This is a genomic window from Pontibacter sp. E15-1 (genome assembly GCF_022601975.1).
Classification (GTDB): Bacteria; Bacteroidota; Bacteroidia; order Cytophagales; family Hymenobacteraceae; genus Pontibacter.
In genome coordinates, this window is record NZ_JAKVIR010000016.1 from 76,929 (window position 1) to 95,803 (window position 18,875).

General features: G+C 53.5%; 9 protein-coding genes. All 9 read left to right on the forward strand.

Annotated features, from left to right (window positions below):
* Nucleotides 1–355: 355 nt before the first annotated feature.
* The 9 genes from MKJ04_RS12695 to MKJ04_RS12735 all read left to right on the forward strand — a co-directional run bounded on the left by MKJ04_RS12695 (nt 356) and on the right by MKJ04_RS12735 (nt 18,774).
* The gene (locus MKJ04_RS12695; protein WP_241642020.1) at nt 356–1,573 is read left to right on the forward strand and encodes an ROK family protein; all 1,218 of its coding nucleotides are present in this window, start codon (nt 356–358) and stop codon (nt 1,571–1,573) included.
* A 63-nt stretch (nt 1,574–1,636) separates the two neighbouring features.
* The gene (locus tag MKJ04_RS12700; RefSeq protein ID WP_241642021.1) at nt 1,637–4,762 is read left to right on the forward strand and encodes a SusC/RagA family TonB-linked outer membrane protein; all 3,126 of its coding nucleotides are present in this window, start codon (nt 1,637–1,639) and stop codon (nt 4,760–4,762) included.
* Between the two features lie 21 nt (nt 4,763–4,783).
* Nucleotides 4,784–6,688: a SusD/RagB family nutrient-binding outer membrane lipoprotein gene (locus MKJ04_RS12705; RefSeq protein ID WP_241642022.1), complete on the forward strand. Its 1,905-nt coding sequence runs from the start codon at nt 4,784–4,786 to the stop codon at nt 6,686–6,688.
* A 736-nt stretch (nt 6,689–7,424) separates the two neighbouring features.
* Entirely contained in the window at nt 7,425–10,685 is a 3,261-nt protein-coding gene (locus tag MKJ04_RS12710; RefSeq protein ID WP_241642023.1) for a SusC/RagA family TonB-linked outer membrane protein, read from the forward strand.
* A gap of 12 nt (nt 10,686–10,697) precedes the next feature.
* Nucleotides 10,698–12,686 (forward strand): RagB/SusD family nutrient uptake outer membrane protein, encoded by a 1,989-nt coding sequence (locus MKJ04_RS12715; protein WP_241642024.1) that lies wholly within the window; start codon nt 10,698–10,700, stop codon nt 12,684–12,686.
* 641 nt (nt 12,687–13,327) lie between these two features.
* Nucleotides 13,328–14,086 carry a glycoside hydrolase family 16 protein gene (locus tag MKJ04_RS12720; RefSeq protein ID WP_241642025.1) on the forward strand — a complete coding sequence of 253 codons (759 nt, stop codon included), beginning with the start codon at nt 13,328–13,330 and terminating at the stop codon, nt 14,084–14,086.
* A 113-nt stretch (nt 14,087–14,199) separates the two neighbouring features.
* Nucleotides 14,200–15,756 (forward strand): sulfatase family protein, encoded by a 1,557-nt coding sequence (locus tag MKJ04_RS12725; protein WP_241642026.1) that lies wholly within the window; start codon nt 14,200–14,202, stop codon nt 15,754–15,756.
* Nucleotides 15,757–15,778: 22 nt separating this feature from the next.
* A complete protein-coding gene (locus tag MKJ04_RS12730) occupies nt 15,779–17,329 on the forward strand; it encodes a sulfatase (protein ID WP_241642027.1) in 1,551 nt (516 codons plus the stop codon).
* Nucleotides 17,330–17,334: 5 nt separating this feature from the next.
* On the forward strand, nt 17,335–18,774 hold the full coding sequence (locus MKJ04_RS12735; protein WP_241642028.1) for an arylsulfatase: 1,440 nt from the start codon (nt 17,335–17,337) through the stop codon (nt 18,772–18,774).
* Nucleotides 18,775–18,875 lie beyond the last annotated feature (101 nt).

Consider the following 18,875-nt stretch of genomic DNA (forward strand, 5'->3'; position numbering starts at 1 on the left):
TTGTAGGCACTTTAACAGACGCAAATGGGCCTGCCACTTCGCTAGCCGGATCTGATTTCGAGCGGATCGCGGACTCAGATGTTGGTTTTGCCTACAGGCCGCTTCTCCATACCCGACAAAATCACCTCTCTCTGATGATTAATTTAAATTCTTTCTTTAACCATATATAACTGCCAGCTGAAGTGAATTTATATATGTTTTATGCAATAAGTGCAATAGTGTATTTGAGGAGTTAAACATAATAACACTAGCAACTTTTTAAATAAATTTAAAAGTAGTTTTTTATTTTAAAAAGTTGCGTTACCTTGTTGTCGTTGCTGTGTGTGAAGACTAATAATTTAACAAACACTATCCGATGCTTGACAAACAGGTGGGTTATAAAAGAGATATCGTAAAGCATTTGTATTTCGCGGGCGAGTTGTCTTGTGCAGACCTCTGTACCCTGACGGGCAAAAGCATACCCCTGACAGGCCGCATCCTGAATGAGTTGATCCTTGAGGGTGTCGTGGTCGAGACAGGGCATGCGCTTTCAACGGGGGGCAGGCGGCCACAAATGTATTCTCTCAAAGCGGACCTGAAGTACGTGGTGTCTGTGGCGATGGATCAGCTGATTACCCGCATCGCGCTAGTGGATATGCATCACAGCTTTGTCGGGGAGGTTAAGCGGATAGAATTGCCTCTGGCCAACAATCCGGATGCGTTGCGACAGCTAGCCGATCACCTATCCGATTTTTTGGGGCAGATGGATGTGTCGAAAGACAAGATAGTAGGCATCGGCATCGGTATGCCCGGCTTTGTGGATGTGATCAAGGGCGTAAACCACTCCTTTCTGCCATCCCACGATGGCAGCATAGTGGACTACCTGGAGGCATCCCTTGGGATTCCGGTATGCATCGATAACGACTCCAGCCTGGTGGCGCTGGCAGAGCAAAAGTTTGGGGCGGCCAAAGACAAACGGAACGTGATGGTGCTAAGCATAGGCTGGGGAATTGGCCTGGGGATGATACTCAATGGGGCTTTGTTCCGGGGGCACAACGGCTTTGCCGGAGAGTTCAGCCATATACCCATTTTCACGAACAATAAACTGTGCAGCTGTGGCAAGAGTGGCTGCCTCGAAACGGAAACCTCGCTGGTTATAGTAGCCCAGAAAGCGATCGAAGGCCTGAAGGAGGGCAGGGTCTCGATGTTGCAGGGGCTTACCCTGGACGATATAGAAGGAACCACCGATGCCATCATCAAGGCCGCCCAAAAGGGAGACCGCTTTGCGGTGGAGCTGTTTTCCGAAACGGCCTACAACATCGGTAGGGGCGTGGCCACGCTTATTCACTTGCTCAACCCGGAGCTAATCGTGCTGAGTGGCCGCGGGTCAATAGCCGGGAAGATATGGATGACCCCCATCCAGCAGGCGATAAACGAGCACTGCATTCCCAGGATCGCGGAAGACACAAAAATCAAAATCTCATCATTTGGGTACCAGGCCGAGATTATCGGGGCGGCGGCATTGGTGATGGAGCATTACGATACTTTAGACTTAGAGCAAAATAAAGCGGTGGGCAGTCGTCAGGTTGCCTAGCCCCACGGATAGTTATTTTTAATACAGAAGGGTCAAAAAAATTCACAATTAAAACTGTTTCTTATGATAAAAGCACTTACAAAGCAGTTCGTGCTCTGTATGTTCCTGTGCCTGTTTGCGGGCCTGGCATTTGCACAGCAAAATCGAACCATTACCGGTACAGTAAAAGACAAGCAGGGCACAGCCGTGCCTTTCGCGTCTGTGCAGGTAAAAGGAACCACAACGGGCACCACCACCGGTGAGGATGGTGGGTTCAGCCTTTCCGTTACGGAGGGGGCAGTTCTGATTGTCAACTCCTTGGGTTTCGACGCGAAGGAAATATCTGTTGGCGCAACCAACACCCTGAACATTGTGCTGGGAACCAGCAATAGCCAGCTCAGTGAAGTAGTGGTGACCGCCCTCGGGATAGAGCGGGAGAAAAAAACCTTGGGATATGCCGTGCAGGAAGTAGGGGGCGAGGAACTGGTAGAGGCCCGGGAGGCTAACCTGGCAAACGCCCTCACCGGTAAGGTGGCTGGCCTGCAAATCACGCGCTCCAGCAACGGCCCTGCAGGCTCATCCAAAATAGTGCTCCGTGGCAACAACTCACTGGTAGGCGACAACCAGCCCCTGATTGTGGTAGACGGCATCCCGATCGACAACTTTACCGGTAGAAACAACAACGACTACTGGAACCCGGGGTTGGACATGGGCAACGGCCTTGCCGATATCAATGCAGAAGACATTGCAAGCATTTCGGTGCTGAAAGGACCATCCGCGGCCGCCTTGTATGGCTCAAGAGCAGGAAACGGCGTTATCCTGATCACCACAAAGTCTGGGAAGCCACAGGATGGCTTAGGAATCACGATTTCGTCTACAGTGGGTTATGATGAGATCTTCACTTATCCGGAATTGCAAAACGGATTCGGTCAAGGCTCTGAAGGAAGCTTTGACCCGCTGTCTGGTGCAAGCTGGGGCCCAAGGGCTGAAGGCCAGTCGGTGGTAAACTGGAACGGCGAAACTGTGCCGCTGCGCACGTATGACAACATCGAGAACTTTTTCGGAAAAGGGTTGCACTCCAGCCAGAACATCTCGTTTCAGCAGCAGCTCAACGCCACTTCGGTTTATACCTCGTTCAACCAGTTTGATAACGAAGGGGTGTCTCCGGGAGTAAAGCTGTCCAGGACGAATATGATGGCCAGGGCCATTACTCATTTTGGCAAAGCCGATCGCTGGACCACAGACACGAAGGTCCAGTACACCAAGTCTAACGCAGAGAACAGGCCTGTTGGGGGCAACAACCCGAACAACTCTTTTGGCACCCTGTTCATGCTGCCCCGCTCCCTTGATATCCGCGATTTTAACCCGTCTGTTAACGATGAAGGTAAAATGATCTGGTATGGCAGCAACAGCCAGATGAACCCATACTGGAACAGTAAGTATAACCTGAACCAGGATATCAGAGACAGGTTTATCATGAACGGATCCGTAAAGTATAACTTCACGGACTGGTTGAGCGCTGAAGTAAAAGGAGGCTCAGACATGCACAATACCAATACCGAGAGCAAGCTTTACGGGGGCAGCCCTCAGACGCCATCCGGAAGATACAGCATAGGCAAGCAAAGCTTTACAGAAACCAACTTCAGTACGCTAATCACAGGCCAGAAAGATAACGTGTTCGGAAAACTGGGAGGCGCGTTTACGTTCGGCGCGAACCTGATGCATCAGAAGTTCAGTGCTGTAAGTGGCAGTGCCGGCGAGTTGGAGGTGCCTAACCTGTTTACCCTGACTAACAGCATATCTAACCCGGGCGTGGGGCAGGAAAGCCGTGAGCATAAGATCAATTCAGTTTACGGGTCGATGCAGTTCAACTGGGACGGTTACCTGTTCTTAGACGCAACTTTCCGCAACGACTGGGCCTCTACATTAAGAGAGGACAACAGCTCATACTTCTACCCGTCTCTGAGCGCCTCTTATGTGTTTACCGATATGTTTGAGACGATAGGCACGCCACTGCCTTCCTGGCTGACCCATGGCAAGCTTAGGGCCTCATACGCAGAGGTAGGTAACAGCCTTCCTCCCTATCAGCTTTACAACACCTACTGGGTAGGCAAAGATCCAAACGGAAACACGACAGCAGGCCGAAATAACATCCTTTTTGACCCGAGTGTCAGGAGCGAACTGATCAAGGCGTACGAGGCAGGTCTGGAAGCACGCTTTTACGACAACCGCATCGGTATAGATGTGGCGTGGTATAAATCCAACGCCACACGCCAGCTCATCGACCTGCCGATGGATCCACTGAGTGGATACAGCTATAGAAAGATCAATGCGGGCGACATTCAGAACACAGGGGTAGAGGTAATGGTTGACGCGGATATTTTCAGAAACCCGAATGGCTTTAACTGGAACATCAGCGGAAACTTCGCCAGAAACCGCAACACGATCGAGGACCTGTATGGAGATGTTGAGATCTATCAATTGGGAGGCTTTGATAACGTGCGCGTGAATGCAGTAGTTGGCGGTGAGTATGGCGAGATCTATGGCAGCACTTTCAGAAGAGTGGACGATACTGAAAGCCCATACCATGGCCAGCTTTTGCTTAGCAACGATGGCTTGCCGCTGGTAGGTGAGCAGGGCGTGAGGCTTGGGAACCAACAGGCAGACGCGCTGGTGGGCGTCACCAATTCACTGCGCTACAAAGGTCTGGGGCTTTCGTTCCAGGTTGATGCCCGCATTGGAGGCGAGATATTCTCTGGCACGCTTGCCAGTATGCAGCGCAATGGTACAGGATCCAGCACTGTTAGAAACGGTGGCCGCGAGAACTTTGTGGCAGAAGGCGTGGTGCAAAACCCTACCACTGGCCAGTATGAAGTGAACACCACCGAGGTTTCGCCGCAGCTCTACTGGAACGCGGTGGCAGGTGTAGGCAATCTGGGTATCACGGAAGCCAATATTTACGACGCTACCAACGTGCGCCTGCGCAACGTGCAGCTAAGCTATGCGCTGCCTGGCGGGCTGCTTTCTAAAACGCCGCTCCAAAGAGCCAGAATCGGGGTAACTGCTACCAACGTATGGCTGATCTCCAGCCACTTAAATGGTCTGGACCCTGAGTCTGTGTTTGCAACAGGCACGAACGCTACGGGTTTTGAGAACTCAAGCATGCCAACATCACGCTCTATCCTGTTTAACCTGACGCTGGGCTTCTAATCAATAAACTGCATTGTTATTATGAAAAATATACTGAGAAAATCATGGGTACTGATGGCAGCAGGTTTGTTGCTGACCTCGTGTAACGATTTTGAAGAGATAAACGTGAACCCCGTAGCGGCCAGCGCGGATCAGGTGCAGGTGGAGTACTTTATCAACAACTCCATTATAAACGCACAGATGAACCCCGACGTAGCGGAACGTTCTTTTATACTATACTGGAAGGTAGCCGCGCACTATCAGGAAGGCTCCAGCCTTTCTGCCGGAGGGTATAACGATGGCTGGACCACAGCTTACTATAATCAGGTAGCCAGCTGGCTCAATGCCGCGAACACCGCCATCGAAATTGCCAACGGGCACATCAGCTCTGGCAATACGCAGCCATACACAGAAAACCTGCTGCAGGTGGCCCGTATCTGGAGAGCCTACCTCATGAGCGAAATGTCCGATAACTTCGGCCCGATTCCGATTACGGCTTTCCAGGGCGAGAACCCCGAGTTTTCGAGCGAGAAGGAGGTGTATTATTATGTGCTGGAGGAACTGACAGAGGCAAGCGCTAAACTAGATGCTTCGGTGGCAACTACAGAAGGTCTGAGGAAACTGGACCCTGCCTATGCCTATGATTTCGCCAATTGGAGAAAGTACGCTAACTCGCTGCGCCTGCGCCTGGCCATGCGGCTTTCTGAGGTAGACCCTGACAAGGCAAAGGCCGAGTTTGAGGCTGCCGCTGCCACCAATGATCTGATCATGGCCAGTGGCGACATGTTTAAAGTAAAGGAAAAGCCGGGCTGGGATGCACTCACGGGTGTGATGAGCCGTGAGTGGAACTCACAATACTTGTCCCAAACGCTGTTCAACACCTATTTTAACCTTGGAGGAGTAGCGTCAGAAAAGCAGCTTGGGGCTTCATACCACGCTGCAATCAAGCCTGCTAACTGGATGGGGCAGAAGTTTGAGGATCACTTTGCAACCAAAACCAACAACCCGTCTGCAGGCTACTGGTTTAATGGCTTGCCGCATGCCATAGACCCGCGTGCCTACGAGGCGTTCATCATACCCGGCGATTTCTCAAATCCTAACTTCAGCAACTACCCCTCCTGGACAACCAATGCCAGAAACACAAATCGCCAGTTACTGGATGATAACGGTAACGTGGTGAAGGAGATTAACGCTACCAATACCTGGAACCCGGCTGGAAACGGCTCCTGGGGCGCCAAGGGTGCCAAAAACAGGGTTTACTCTTTTCAGGGCACCATTCCACGCATGTCTCAGGAGTTTAGAGGAAGCCAGAGCGAGCGTGTTTTCTTTGGCCCTTGGGAAACATACTTCCTGCTGGCAGAGGCAGCCGAGCGTGGCTGGAACACTCCGCTCTCCGGGCAGGAGGCCTATGAGGCGGGTATCCTGAGCAACTTTGAATACTGGAACGTGCCACAGAATGATTACTTGTCCTCGGAAGAGTATAACCGGAACGGCACGTCTGTGAGCTGGAATCATACGGCCGAGCCTTCGGCAACGTATACCATGCAGTATGAGAACGGCTATACGGGTGCAACCGAAGTGGCCACTATCAAATACCCGGACAACCACCTGTACAAGAACGGAAACGTCAAGAATGATCGTCTCACAAAGATCATCACGCAGAAGTACCTCGCGCAGTTCCCGTGGCTACCGCTGGAGGCGTGGAACGACCACAGAAGACTGGGCTTGCCGTTCTTCGAGAACCCGGCTGTAGAAAACCCACTTCCTGATCTGCCAGCCCTGACGTCTGCCAATTACCAGAACAGTAGCGTGCAGTTTTTCCCGCAGCGCCTGAAATACCCATCTAGCTTGCAGAACACAAACCCGGCGGGCTATATGGAGGCAGTGAAGTTCCTGGGTGGAGAAGATGCCGTGGCAACACCGCTGTGGTGGGCGAAGCAAAAGTAATAGCGCCTAAAATGCAGTCAGATTCCGCTTAGGCGGAGTCGACTTTACCTTAAAAGAGTTATGAGTGAAAAGGGTTGGGCCACCTGCTTCTGTAGAAGCGGGTGGCCCAACCCTTTTTTAATGGAATGTGTCTTCATGCCTGATTTATACCTCACACCTACTCCTTCACTGCCCTAAAGGCACACGGCGCTTACCCGTCGACACCTTTTATCTCCTTTGGGCGCATGGCAACCGGATGTTTAGCCTGATTATATAAGCGATTATAAGTGCCCTGCTAATTATAAGTGCCCTGCTATATAAAAGCAGGGTTTGAGATGCCAGGAGGCTTGTGCTTTGCGTGAACACCCGCGCGAAGCACAAGCCTCCTGGCATTTAGGGAACAGGTTCATGATGATGCCACCAGGAGCGTTTTTTGAACAATAGACTGTTCCTGTGGGTGAACGTGTAATTAAAACAGTTATATGTATTACATAAAAATTGCGTGTTCGCGCACATTATTACACGATATCTATTGTGTGTTCTGTTATTTCTGTTAAATTTGTTTCATTGAAAGCTTAAGAGGGTGTTTTTCAGTGTCATACAAAGTAATGTATGACATAATGATATATGCGTTCCTAAGTGTCTCAATAGTCTGTGCATAGCCTCTAGTCCAATATTCCATTCTACCCAAATAGCCTCCCATCGAAATAAAAAAACCTGACTGATTTAATCGAATACTAACTAAAGATAGTGCCTTATGAAAAAATCTACTAGATTATCCATTCTGCTGTTATTGGCTGCCTCCATGAGTGGGCCAGCCAATAGCCAGGTACTGGCCCTCTCCGGGACGAAAGACCCTGGCCAGCAATCGAGGCTGGCCAAAAGCACAACCACCAGCCCCCCGAGGCAGGTAACCGCCGTGCAGGGGAAGGTAATCTCACAAGATGGGAATCCACTTCCTGGTGTCACCGTCGTATTAAAAGGCACACAAACCGGTGTGGCCACGGGAGTAGAGGGCACCTTTAGCCTGAATGTGCCCAACGGCACCGGCACGCTGGTGTTCTCTTACATTGGCTATCTGACGCAGGAAGTTCCGGTTAACGGCCAGGCCATGGTGACCGTGACGCTGCGGGAGGACACCAAAACCCTGGAAGAAGTGGTCATAGTGGGGTATGGGGAGCAAAAGAAAGCGAACCTCACAGGCTCTGTCTCGACAATTGGTGCCGAGAAATTGGATTCAAGGCCAGTTCAGAACGTAAGCCAGGCACTGCAGGGCATCATACCCGGACTGAACGTGCAGACAAGCGGATTAGGAGGGGAGTTAAATCAGCCGCTCAGCTTTAACATCAGGGGCGCCGGCACGATAGGTTCTGGTTCCAGTAGCGCCGCACTGGTGCTCATCGATGGTATGGAGGGCAACCTGAACGCCATCAACCCGCAGGACATTGAGTCGGTGACGGTGTTGAAAGACGCGGCCGCAGCCTCCATTTATGGCTCCAGGGCGCCGTTCGGCGTGATTCTGGTCACAACCAAAAAGGGTAAGGCCGGAAAAACGAGCGTTGGGTACAACAACAGTTTTCGGAGCGCAGAGCCAATGGGCCTGCCTACCATGATGGATTCCCATACCTTCGCCCTGTATTGGAACGAGGCGGCAGCCAACGGAGGGGAGGGCGCCAAGTTCTCACAGGAAGTGCTAGACCGGATTGTGCAGTACCAGAAGGGAGAAATCGACTTCAGCACGGTGCCTAATCAGAGTGGCGACAGGTTCCAGTATTATACCGGGTCTAACGGCAACACCGATTGGTTTAAGGAGCATTATAAAAGCCGTTCCTTCTCGCAGGAGCACTCAGTTAATGTAAACGGAGGCTCTGAGAAAACACAGTTCTACGCGTCGGGGGGATACCTGGATCAGGGAGGCTTGACCCGCCACGCAGGTGACGAGTTTCAGCGCTATACCCTTACCGGTAAAATAAGCACGGAAATAAGCAAGTTTGCCAAGTTCAACTATACCTCCAGGTATATCCGGGAAGACTTCACCAAGGCAACGCACCAAACTGATTTGTTCTATCATAACATAGCCCGTCGTTGGCCTACTGTTCCGGCGCGTGACCCAAACGGGAATTGGTCTGACCCCAGTGAAATAGCCCAGTTGAGAGAGGGTGGCCGCGTGCTTGAGCAAAAGGACTGGATTTACCAGCAAGCCCAACTGACGCTCACCCCGGCCAGTGGCTGGAACATCGTGGCTAACGGAAACTATAGAATCCTGAACAGGAACTACCACAGTGACGTGTTGCCTGCTTTTGCCAATGATGTGGCTGGTGAGCAGTTCGCAATTCCCGTAGGATGGAATTCAGCCGGGTATAGCTCTGTGTATGAGTACGCGCAAAAAGAGAACTATTTCAGCTCCAATATCTACTCTGACTACGAGTTTAAAATCCGTGACGGCCACAGCTTTAAGGTGTTGGGCGGATTTAACTCAGAGCTGACGAAATTCCGCACGCTGGCTGCCTCCCGCAGCGGCCTGATTACGCCTTCTCTCCCTACCATCAACACGGCAACTGACAACAGCAGAGCCGATGAGGGACAATACCAGCATTGGGCCATCGCTGGATTTTTCGGCCGACTGAACTATAACTACAAAGAGCGTTACCTGCTTGAGCTGAACGCCCGATACGATGGCAGCTCCCGGTTTGTAAGGGACAAGCGTTGGAACATGTTCCCATCTGTTTCGGCTGGCTGGAACGTTGCCCGCGAAGATTTCTGGTCGTTCGACAATTTTATCCAGTTGTTAAAGGTTAGGGGCTCTTACGGTGAGCTCGGGAACCAAAACACAAATAACTGGTACCCTTTTTATGCCACGATGCCTGTGAGCGTAGGTACTGGCAGCTGGCTGCTGGATGGTCAGAAAACCAATGTGGCCAGTGCTCCCGGCCTGGTAAGTAGCCTGCTCACCTGGGAGAGAGTAACCAACTGGAATGCCGGACTCGATTTAGGCATGCTCAGCAACCGCCTGAGCCTGAACTTCGACTATTTTAAGCGCAAGACCTTTGATATGGTGGGCCCAGCCCCAGAGTTGCCGGTGACTTTAGGAACCGCGGTTCCGCGCATAAACAATGCGGACATGGAATCCTATGGCTTTGAAATAGAGGCCAGCTGGAACGACAGGCTCGGCGACTTTGGGTATGGCGTGCGTGCCGTGCTTGCCGATGACCAGCAACGCGTCACCAAATACCCGAACGAGACCGGGAATATCAGCAACTGGTATGATGGCAGAAGAGTGGGAGAGATATGGGGGTATACCACGGTTGGCATCGCGAAGACACAGGAAGAAATGGATGCCCATCTTGAAAAAGTCAACCAAAACGCGCTGGGAAGCAAGTGGGGTGCAGGCGATATCATGTATGCCGACCTGAACGGTGATGGAAAGGTTGACGCAGGAAAAGGAGTGTTGGGTGAGACCGGCGACAGATCGATCATCGGGAACAGCATGCCCAGATACAAATTCAGCTTAGACCTGACTGGTGACTGGAAAGGCTTTGACATAAGGGTGTTTATGCAAGGCGTGGGCAAACGCGACTATATGCCTAACGGACCTTATTTCTGGGGCGCCAGTGGTGGTATGTGGCAGTCTGCAGGCTTTGAAGAGCACATGGACTTTTTCCGTGATGAGGACTCGCCAATGGTGAAGGCTGGTGTGGCCGATGTGAACCTGGATGCCTATTACCCAAAGCCCTATTTCAACACAGGGAAAAATCAGCAGACGCAGACACGCTTTATGCAGAGTGCGGCCTACCTCAGGCTCAAGAATATGCAGCTGGGCTACACGCTTCCGAAAAACCTGACTTCTGTGGCGGGTGTCTCCCGTGCAAGAGTCTATGTGTCCGGAGAAAACCTGCTGACCTTCTCAAAGATGATAGACATCTTTGACCCAGAGTCTGTAGGCTTGAACGGGTGGAATGACGGAAAGACCTATCCGTTTGCGAAGGTGTATTCTGTTGGCCTTAACCTTAACTTTTAATCAACCGAAAGAATGAAACGACTGATCAATAAAAAAATAAACACGGTACTGGCTTGCCTGGCCTTTCTTGGCCTTAGCGGTTGCGATGAGTTTTTAGACCGGGAGCCACTGTCTGATGTGACACCCTCCAATTATCTTTGGAGTGAGGCCGACCTGGCGGCTTATACCATAAACCAGTATGATTTTCCGACCCATGGAGGTTGGGGGCCAGGGATTTATGGGTTTGACAACCACACGGACAACCAGGCAACTACCAATTCCTCTGACCGATGGGTCCCGGGTGAGTGGCGTGTGCCGCAGTCTGGCGGCGGCTGGAACTTTGGAGACATACGCCAGGCAAACTACTTTCTGGAAACCGTTGTGCCCCGTTGGAAGGATGGCAAAATTACCGGCAACGCAAACATGGTTGCCCATTATGTGGGGGAAGGCTACTTCCTGCGGGCGTACGAATACTTTGGGAAAGTGCAGGCGTTCGGGGATTTCCCGATCATCAAGAAAACACTTAAAGACCAAAAGGAGGAGCTTACGCAGGCCTCTAAGCGCAGGCCGCGAAACGAAGTGGCGCGGTTTGTCATCGCTGACCTCGATTCGGCCATACAGTTGTTGAGCACAGCCCCTCCGGGAGGCACGAACCGCATTTCGAAATACGCCGCGCAGCTGTTCAAGTCGCGGGTGGCACTGCACGAGGCCACCTGGCTGATGTACCACAAAGGGACGGCGCATGTACCCGGCGGACCAGGCTGGCCAGGCCAGGGCAAGGTCGAGAACTTCAGCATTAATATAGACGCCGAGATAGACTTCTTCCTGACGCAGGCCATGGAAGCGTCGGCCGCGGTGGCAGATGCCATACCGCTGGTTGAGAACAAGAAAGGGAATGGGTATAACTCCTCCACAAACCCTTATTTTTCAATGTTTGGCGACCGTGACCTAAGCAGGTACAGCGAAGTGCTGCTATGGCGCCAGTATGACCCCACGCTGGGCATCAACCATAACGTGAACCATTACATCAACCAGAATGGGGCAAACACGGGGTATACCAGAGGCCTGGTGGATAATTTCCTGATGAGCAATGGTTTGCCGATTTATGCGGCAGGCTCTGGCTACAAAGGGGATGATTATATCGCGGATGTGAAGGTGGAGCGCGACAACCGCCTGCAGCTGTTCATGAAGGCCCCGGGGGAGCTGCGTTATGTAGATAAGGCAAATGCAGATGGCACCCCAGTGCTGATAGACAAGCCCGATATTATCGGCTTAGAGGAAACCCGCGATGTGACCGGTTACTCTGTTAAAAAAGGCATGTCGTACCTGGCTGCTGAGTCTGAGGGGAGCAGAGGATCTACAGGGAGTATCGTGTTTCGGGCTGTAGAGGCCTACCTGAACTACATCGAAGCCGCTTACCTGAAAGAGGGAAGCGTCAGCGGGCAAGCCGAGCAATACTGGGCTGCCATCCGTGAGCGCGCAGGCGTTAACCCCGACTTCAGGGCTACTGTAATGGCCACAAACATGCAGCAGGAATCCAATGACGATTTGGCTGCATATTCTGCAGGAAAGCTATTAACTGACGCGACACTGTACAACATCCGTCGGGAGCGCCGGAGCGAGCTAGTGGCGGAAGGCATGCGCTATACCGACCTGAAGCGCTGGAGAGCCCTGGACCAGCTGAAAACCGACCCTTATATTGTAGAGGGATTTAAAGTATGGGGACCCATGCAGGAGTGGTATAAAGATGAGGAAGGGAACTCGCGCCTGATTGAGGCGGACACTCCGGGAAAAACGGCTAATGTTTCCAAGCAATCGGAAAGCCAATACCTGCGGCCTTACCGGGTAAACCTGGCACCGAGCAACCTGGTAAAAGACGGCTATCGCTGGGCTTACGCTCACTATCTGGAGCCTATTGCCATACAGCACTTCCTCATTACCTCGCAGGATGGCGTCGAAACCTCAGTGATTTATCAGAACCCTTTCTGGCCGCTTCAGGCCAATGAAGGAGCAAAAGAATAAAGACCCTTTATAAGACAATACAGGGTAGGTATTTTATACCTGCCCTGTATCTTAGAGCATGTTTAAATTTTATTTTTGGAAGCGGAAAAGGTGAAGTCAGGTTCCTTGATGGACGTTTTGTAGCCCAAAAGATAAATTTTAAACATGCTCTTATGTAGTCTAGACAATGGCAAAACAACAGACCTTCTTCATTCCATACCCCTGCAACAGTTCAGCACCACTGCTATTCAGGTTCCGGACCTCGGGAGCATGTATAGGGTGCCGTGCTTTCAAGATTTTTCGCAGGGGCCTTATGCTTTTTTAGCAGTACACTGTATCGGCGCATGGACTGGTGTTATACCGACGATAGAGGTAGGTGAGGAAGCCTTTATGGAAGTGGACTGGATGAGGGTATACGTCAATGGGAAATTTGACGAAAGCAGCCAGGCTGGACATGACGGAAAATTTTACTAGGCAACTAAACGAAAACTACCCGGGCAGCTTGAAGGCGATGTAGCGCGTATCTCTAAAGCATAAATCCGATCCGGTCGGGAATGCGATGAGGACGCATGAGCAATTGCAAAAGGCTGCCTGCTAAAAAGTTATATATGGAGATTCGGTTAATAATCCTTATAATGGTTTTTACTGCTGGCTGCACTGTTATGCCACAAACCCGGGAAGCTGAAAACTGGGCCCTGGTATGGGCTGATGAGTTTGAAAAAGACGGCGTGCCCGACCCGGCTAAGTGGGGCTTCGCATCGCGCAAGTCCGCTGACTGGGCCTGTTACTGCGCTGATACGTTGGCCACAACCTTTGTGAAGGACGGCACGCTATACCTGCGGGGTATCCTGAGCCAGGACAAGGCAGACACGGTAAAGTATAAAACAGCCTGTATCCAGACAAAAGATAAGTTCTCTTTTCGGTATGGCAAAGTGGAGGTGCGGGCTAAACTCTCGAAAGGCAAGGGCTCCTGGCCTGCCATCTGGCTCATGCCGCAGCACGCCAGGTATGGCGGCTGGCCCACTAGCGGCGAGATAGACATCATGGAGCACCTCAACCACGACAGCATCATCTACCAAACGCTGCACAGCCACTACATCGACAGGATGCAGCAGAAAACAAACCCGGTATACTTTGCCACTGCACCATTGGCGGTGGAGGAGTACAATACCTATGGGCTGGAGTGGTACCCTGACCGGCTCGATTTTTTCGTGAACGGCCAGAAAACCTTCACTTACCCTAAAATAGAGAACGCCGATAGCAGACAGTGGCCCTTCGACGAGAACTTCTTTATCATTCTCGACCAGGCATTGGGCGGCAATTGGGTAGGCACCATCAACGACAAGGACCTGCCCGTTCAGATGGAGGTGGATTGGGTAAGGGTATACCAGCAAAACAGTGGGCAACAGGCCAGCCTATAGTCTGGGTTGCGCGCCAGATAAAATGACGGATACAAACATGCAGCCCTACGCGGCCGAGAGTCGTGCACAGCCAGAATAAGGGCTTTTCTGAACTGGAAAAAGTAGTTTCTTTTATGAAAATCTTTTGTCTCTTTCCTAGAATCACCCTGTGCGCATACCTGCCAATGCTATGGCTGGTGCTGCCACTGGCTATACCGGGGCTAGCACCAGCAGCCTTTGCGCAACAGCGTCCCAATGTGGTCCTGATCTATGCCGACGACCTGGGCTACGGGGATGTGAGCAGCTACGGCGCAACCAAGATTACCACGCCCAACCTGGATAGACTGGCCAGCCAGGGCGTGCGCTTTACGCGCGGCTACGCCACCTCTGCCACCTGCACCCCTTCCCGCTATGCCCTGATGACGGGCGAGTACCCCTGGCGTAAGCAGGGCACCGGCGTGCTGCCGGGAGACGCCGCCCTGATTGTGCCCACCGACAAAGCCACCCTGCCGGGCGTGTTCAAACGGGCGGGGTATGCGACGGGCATCGTCGGGAAGTGGCACCTGGGCCTGGGCGACGCCGTGGAGAAAGACTGGAACAAGGACATTCAGCCGGGCCCCAACGAGGTCGGATTTGACTACGCCTTCATCTTTCCGGCCACTGCCGACAGGGTGCCCACCGTGTTCATGGAAAATCACCGCGTGGTGGGCCTCGACCCCTCAGACCCGATCCGGGTGGATTACCGCAACAAGGTTGGCAACGACCCTACTGGCAGCGAGCACCCCGAGCTGCTGAAAATGAAGGCCTCGCCCAACCACGGCCACGACAACACCATCGTGAACGGCATCGGCCGCATCGGCTACATGAGTGGCGGCACCAAGGCCCGCTGGACCGATGAGGAGGTGCCGCTTACCTTTCTGCAAAAGGCAAAGGACTTTATAGGGGAGCATCGGCAGAAGCCCTTTTTCCTCTTCTATTCCCTCACGGAGCCCCACGTGCCGCGCATGCCCTCTACTGTGTTCAAAGGCAAGAGCGGGCTTGGCTACCGCGGCGACGCCATTCTGCAGCTGGATTGGGCGGTGGGCGAAATTATGAAGGAGCTGGAGCACCTGGGCCTGGCCAATAACACGCTCCTCATCTTCACCAGCGACAATGGCCCTGTGCTCGACGACGGCTACCAGGACGAGGCCGTGACCCGGCAGAACGGGCACCAACCGTCCGGTTCCATGCGCGGCGGCAAATACAGTGCTTTTGAGGCGGGCACGCGCGTGCCCTGGATCGTGAGCTGGCCAGGCAAGGTGAAGCCAGCCGAGTCGGCCGCGCTACTCTCGCAGGTAGACCTGCTGGCCTCTTTCGCCGGAATGCTGCGGCAGCCGCTGGACCCCACGGATGCCCCCGACAGCCAGGACATGCTGAAAGCGCTGCTTGGCACCGACAAACGGGGCCGGGAGGCGCTGGTGCTACACGCCGGCACGCTGGCCATCGTAAAAGGCAACTGGAAGTACATCGCGCCCGGTAGCGGCAGGGCCTACAACGAACTGACTGATATAGAACTCGGCAATTCCCCCGCCCCCCAGCTCTACGACCTGCGTCAGGATATCGGCGAGCGGCAGAATGTGGCGGCGCGGCACCCGGAAAAGGTGAAGGAACTGTCTGCGCTCCTGCAGCAAATAAAGCAGGCAAAAAAATAGATACCTAAGTATGCATCCAACCATGACAAAGCACTTCATCCTACTAATGGCTGGCCTTGTATGGGGCCTGACGGCCCTGGCGCAGCAGCAAGGCAAGCAGCCCAACATCGTCATCATCATCTCCGACGATCACGCCTTTCAGGCCATCAGCGCCTACGGCGGCAACCTGATGCAGACGCCCAACATCGACCGCATCGCCAAAGGGGGTGCTGTGCTCAACAGGGGCTACGTGACCAACTCGATCTGCGGGCCGAGCCGGGCGGTGATCCTGACAGGAAAATACAGCCACAAAAATGGTTTCAAAGACAACGAGAACTCCAGCTTCGACGGCAGCCAGAACACCTTCATCAAAGAATTGCGCAAGGGCGGTTACCAGACTGCCTGGATAGGCAAGTGGCACCTGGAAACCGAGCCACAGGGCTTTGACTATTGGCAGGTACTCCCCGGGCAGGGGCAGTATTACAACCCAGACTTCCAGATGATGGATGGCACCCAAAAGACGGTTGCGGGCTATGTGACCAACGTGACAGAGGACCTTGCGGAGCAGTGGCTCGACCGGCGGAACACAGACAAGCCCTTTTGTCTGGTGATCGGCCAGAAGGCCACCCACCGCGTTTGGCTGCCCGACACGGCCGACTTCGGCATGTTCGACAAGAAGACCTTTCCGGTGCCCGACACATACTACGACAGTTACGCCGGGCGCAAGGCGGCCCAGGTGCAGGAGATGTCTGTGGCCGAGGACATGATCATGGGGTATGACCTGAAGATGTACCCCGACTACGACAGTATCCGGGAGGGAAGCGTGCGGCGCATGAGCCCAACCCAAAAAGCGCAGTTCGACGCCTATTACAAGCCCATCTACCAGGACCTGAAGTCTCGTAACCTGACGGGCCGGGAACTGGCCGAATGGAAGTACCAGCGCTACATGCGCGACTACTTGAGCACGGCTGCCTCGCTGGACCGCAACATCGGCCGGACCCTGGACTATCTGGAGCAACACGGTCTGGCCGAGAACACCCTTGTGGTTTACATGTCGGACCAGGGCTTTTTCCTGGGCGAGCATGGCTGGTTCGACAAGCGCTTCATGTATGAGGAGTCGTTTCGCACGCCCCTTCTGGTGCGCTACCCAGGCGTCATCAAGCCGGGCACCAAGTCTGATCATTTCGTGATGAACCTCGACATTGCCCCTACCATGCTGGACGCGGCCGGGGTGGCCATTCCCAGGGACATGCAGGGAGCGTCTATGCTGCCGGTGCTGACCGACAAAAATGCAAAAGGGCGCGATGCCCTCTACTACCACTATTACGAGAACGGCGAGCACGCCGTATCGCCGCACTTCGGCATCAAGACAGACCGCTACAAGCTTATCCGGTTCTACAAAAGAGTGGAGAGCTGGGAGTTGTATGACCTGCAGAAAGACCCGAGGGAACTGCACAACCTCTACGGCAGGAAAGGCTATGAGAAAATCACGGCCAGGCTCAGGAAACAGCTCGAGGGCCTGGTGGACAAGTATGATGATCAAGGTGCCCATGAACTGATGGAGAAAAAAATAGCTGACAACGCATCACTATGAAAGGTATGAAAAAACTAAGCCTGTTGTTATTAACCTGTTGCTGGGCGCTGGCTGCCTTTGCCCAGCAAAAACCCAACGTGGTCTTCATCCTGGTGGATGACATGGGCTACGGTGACTTGGGCAGCTACGGACAGAGACTAATCCAGACGCCCAATATTGATCAGCTGGCCGCCAATGGCATCCGTTTCACCCAGTTTTACGCGGGCACGTCCGTCTGCGCGCCGTCCAGGGCCTCCCTGATGACAGGCAGGCACACGGGCCATACACCGGTGCGGGGCAACTTCGAGATCCAGCCCGAGGGACAGTATCCGATTCCCGACTCCACCTTCACCATGGCCGAGATGTTCCGTCGGGCAGGCTATACCACGGGCCTCTTTGGCAAGTGGGGGCTGGGGTATCCCGGCTCGGCGGGGGAGCCTAACAAGCAGGGGTTCGACCAGTTTTTTGGCTACAACTGCCAGCGGCAGTCGCACAACTTCTTCCCGGACCACCTTTGGGACAACGGACAGCGGGTAAACCTCCGGAACACGCCCTCCAACCAGCAAGAGTATGCAGCCGGAATTATTCAAAACAAAGCGCTAAACTTTGTGGCGGACAACGCCAAAAAGCCCTTCTTCCTGTACCTGGCCTATACCTTGCCCCACGCGGCGCTGCAGCTGCCGGAAGGCGACGAGGTGTTTGAAATGTATAAGCGCAAGTTCAGGGAGCAGCCCCAACCTGTAGACGCTGGCTGGAAAGGTGTGGGGTATCAGCCGCAGGCCTATCCAAAAGCCGCCTATGCTGCCATGGTAACGAAAGTAGATGCCTATGTGGGCGAGGTAGTACAGGCCCTGAAAAGGCAGGGCATCGAGCAAAACACGCTGATCGTGTTCGCCAGCGACAACGGCCCCCACCGGGAGGGAGGAAACCAGCCAGAGTTCTTTGACAGTAGCGGCGGTTTGAGAGGCATTAAACGTGACCTGTACGAAGGCGGAATCAGGGTGCCGGTGATCGCGAGCTGGCCAGCCGTGATCAAGAATGGAAGGCAGTCGGACTACATCGGCGCCTTCTGGGATTTCCTGCCCACCTTCGCCGCGCTAACGGGCCAGCCCATCCCGCAAAGCATCGACGGCATCTCTATCCTTCCCACGCTAACCTCCAAAGGCAAGCAGGCGCAGCATGAGTTTCTGTACTGGGAGTTTCACGAGGACGGCGGCCGGCAGGCCGTGCGCATGGGCGACTGGAAAGGGGTGCGGTTGGGGGTGATTGCCAACAGCAAGGCCCCGGTGCAGCTGTTTAACCTCGCTACGGACCCTGCCGAAACCACGGATGTCAGCACAGCGCACCCGGAAGCGGTCAAGAAGATAGAGCGCATTCTGGCGCGTGAGCATGCTGCGCACCCTGCTTTCCCGCTGCTGGCGGGTGAGCGAGGGAAAGATGCGGAAGGAAGCCCAGGTCATCACTAATCCCTGATTGGATTGAAATGAAGAACACCATCAGAAGCCTTATAGCCTTTATCCTGTTTGTGCCGCTTGCCGCAGCAGCAGGCAGAGGAATCCGTAGCAAC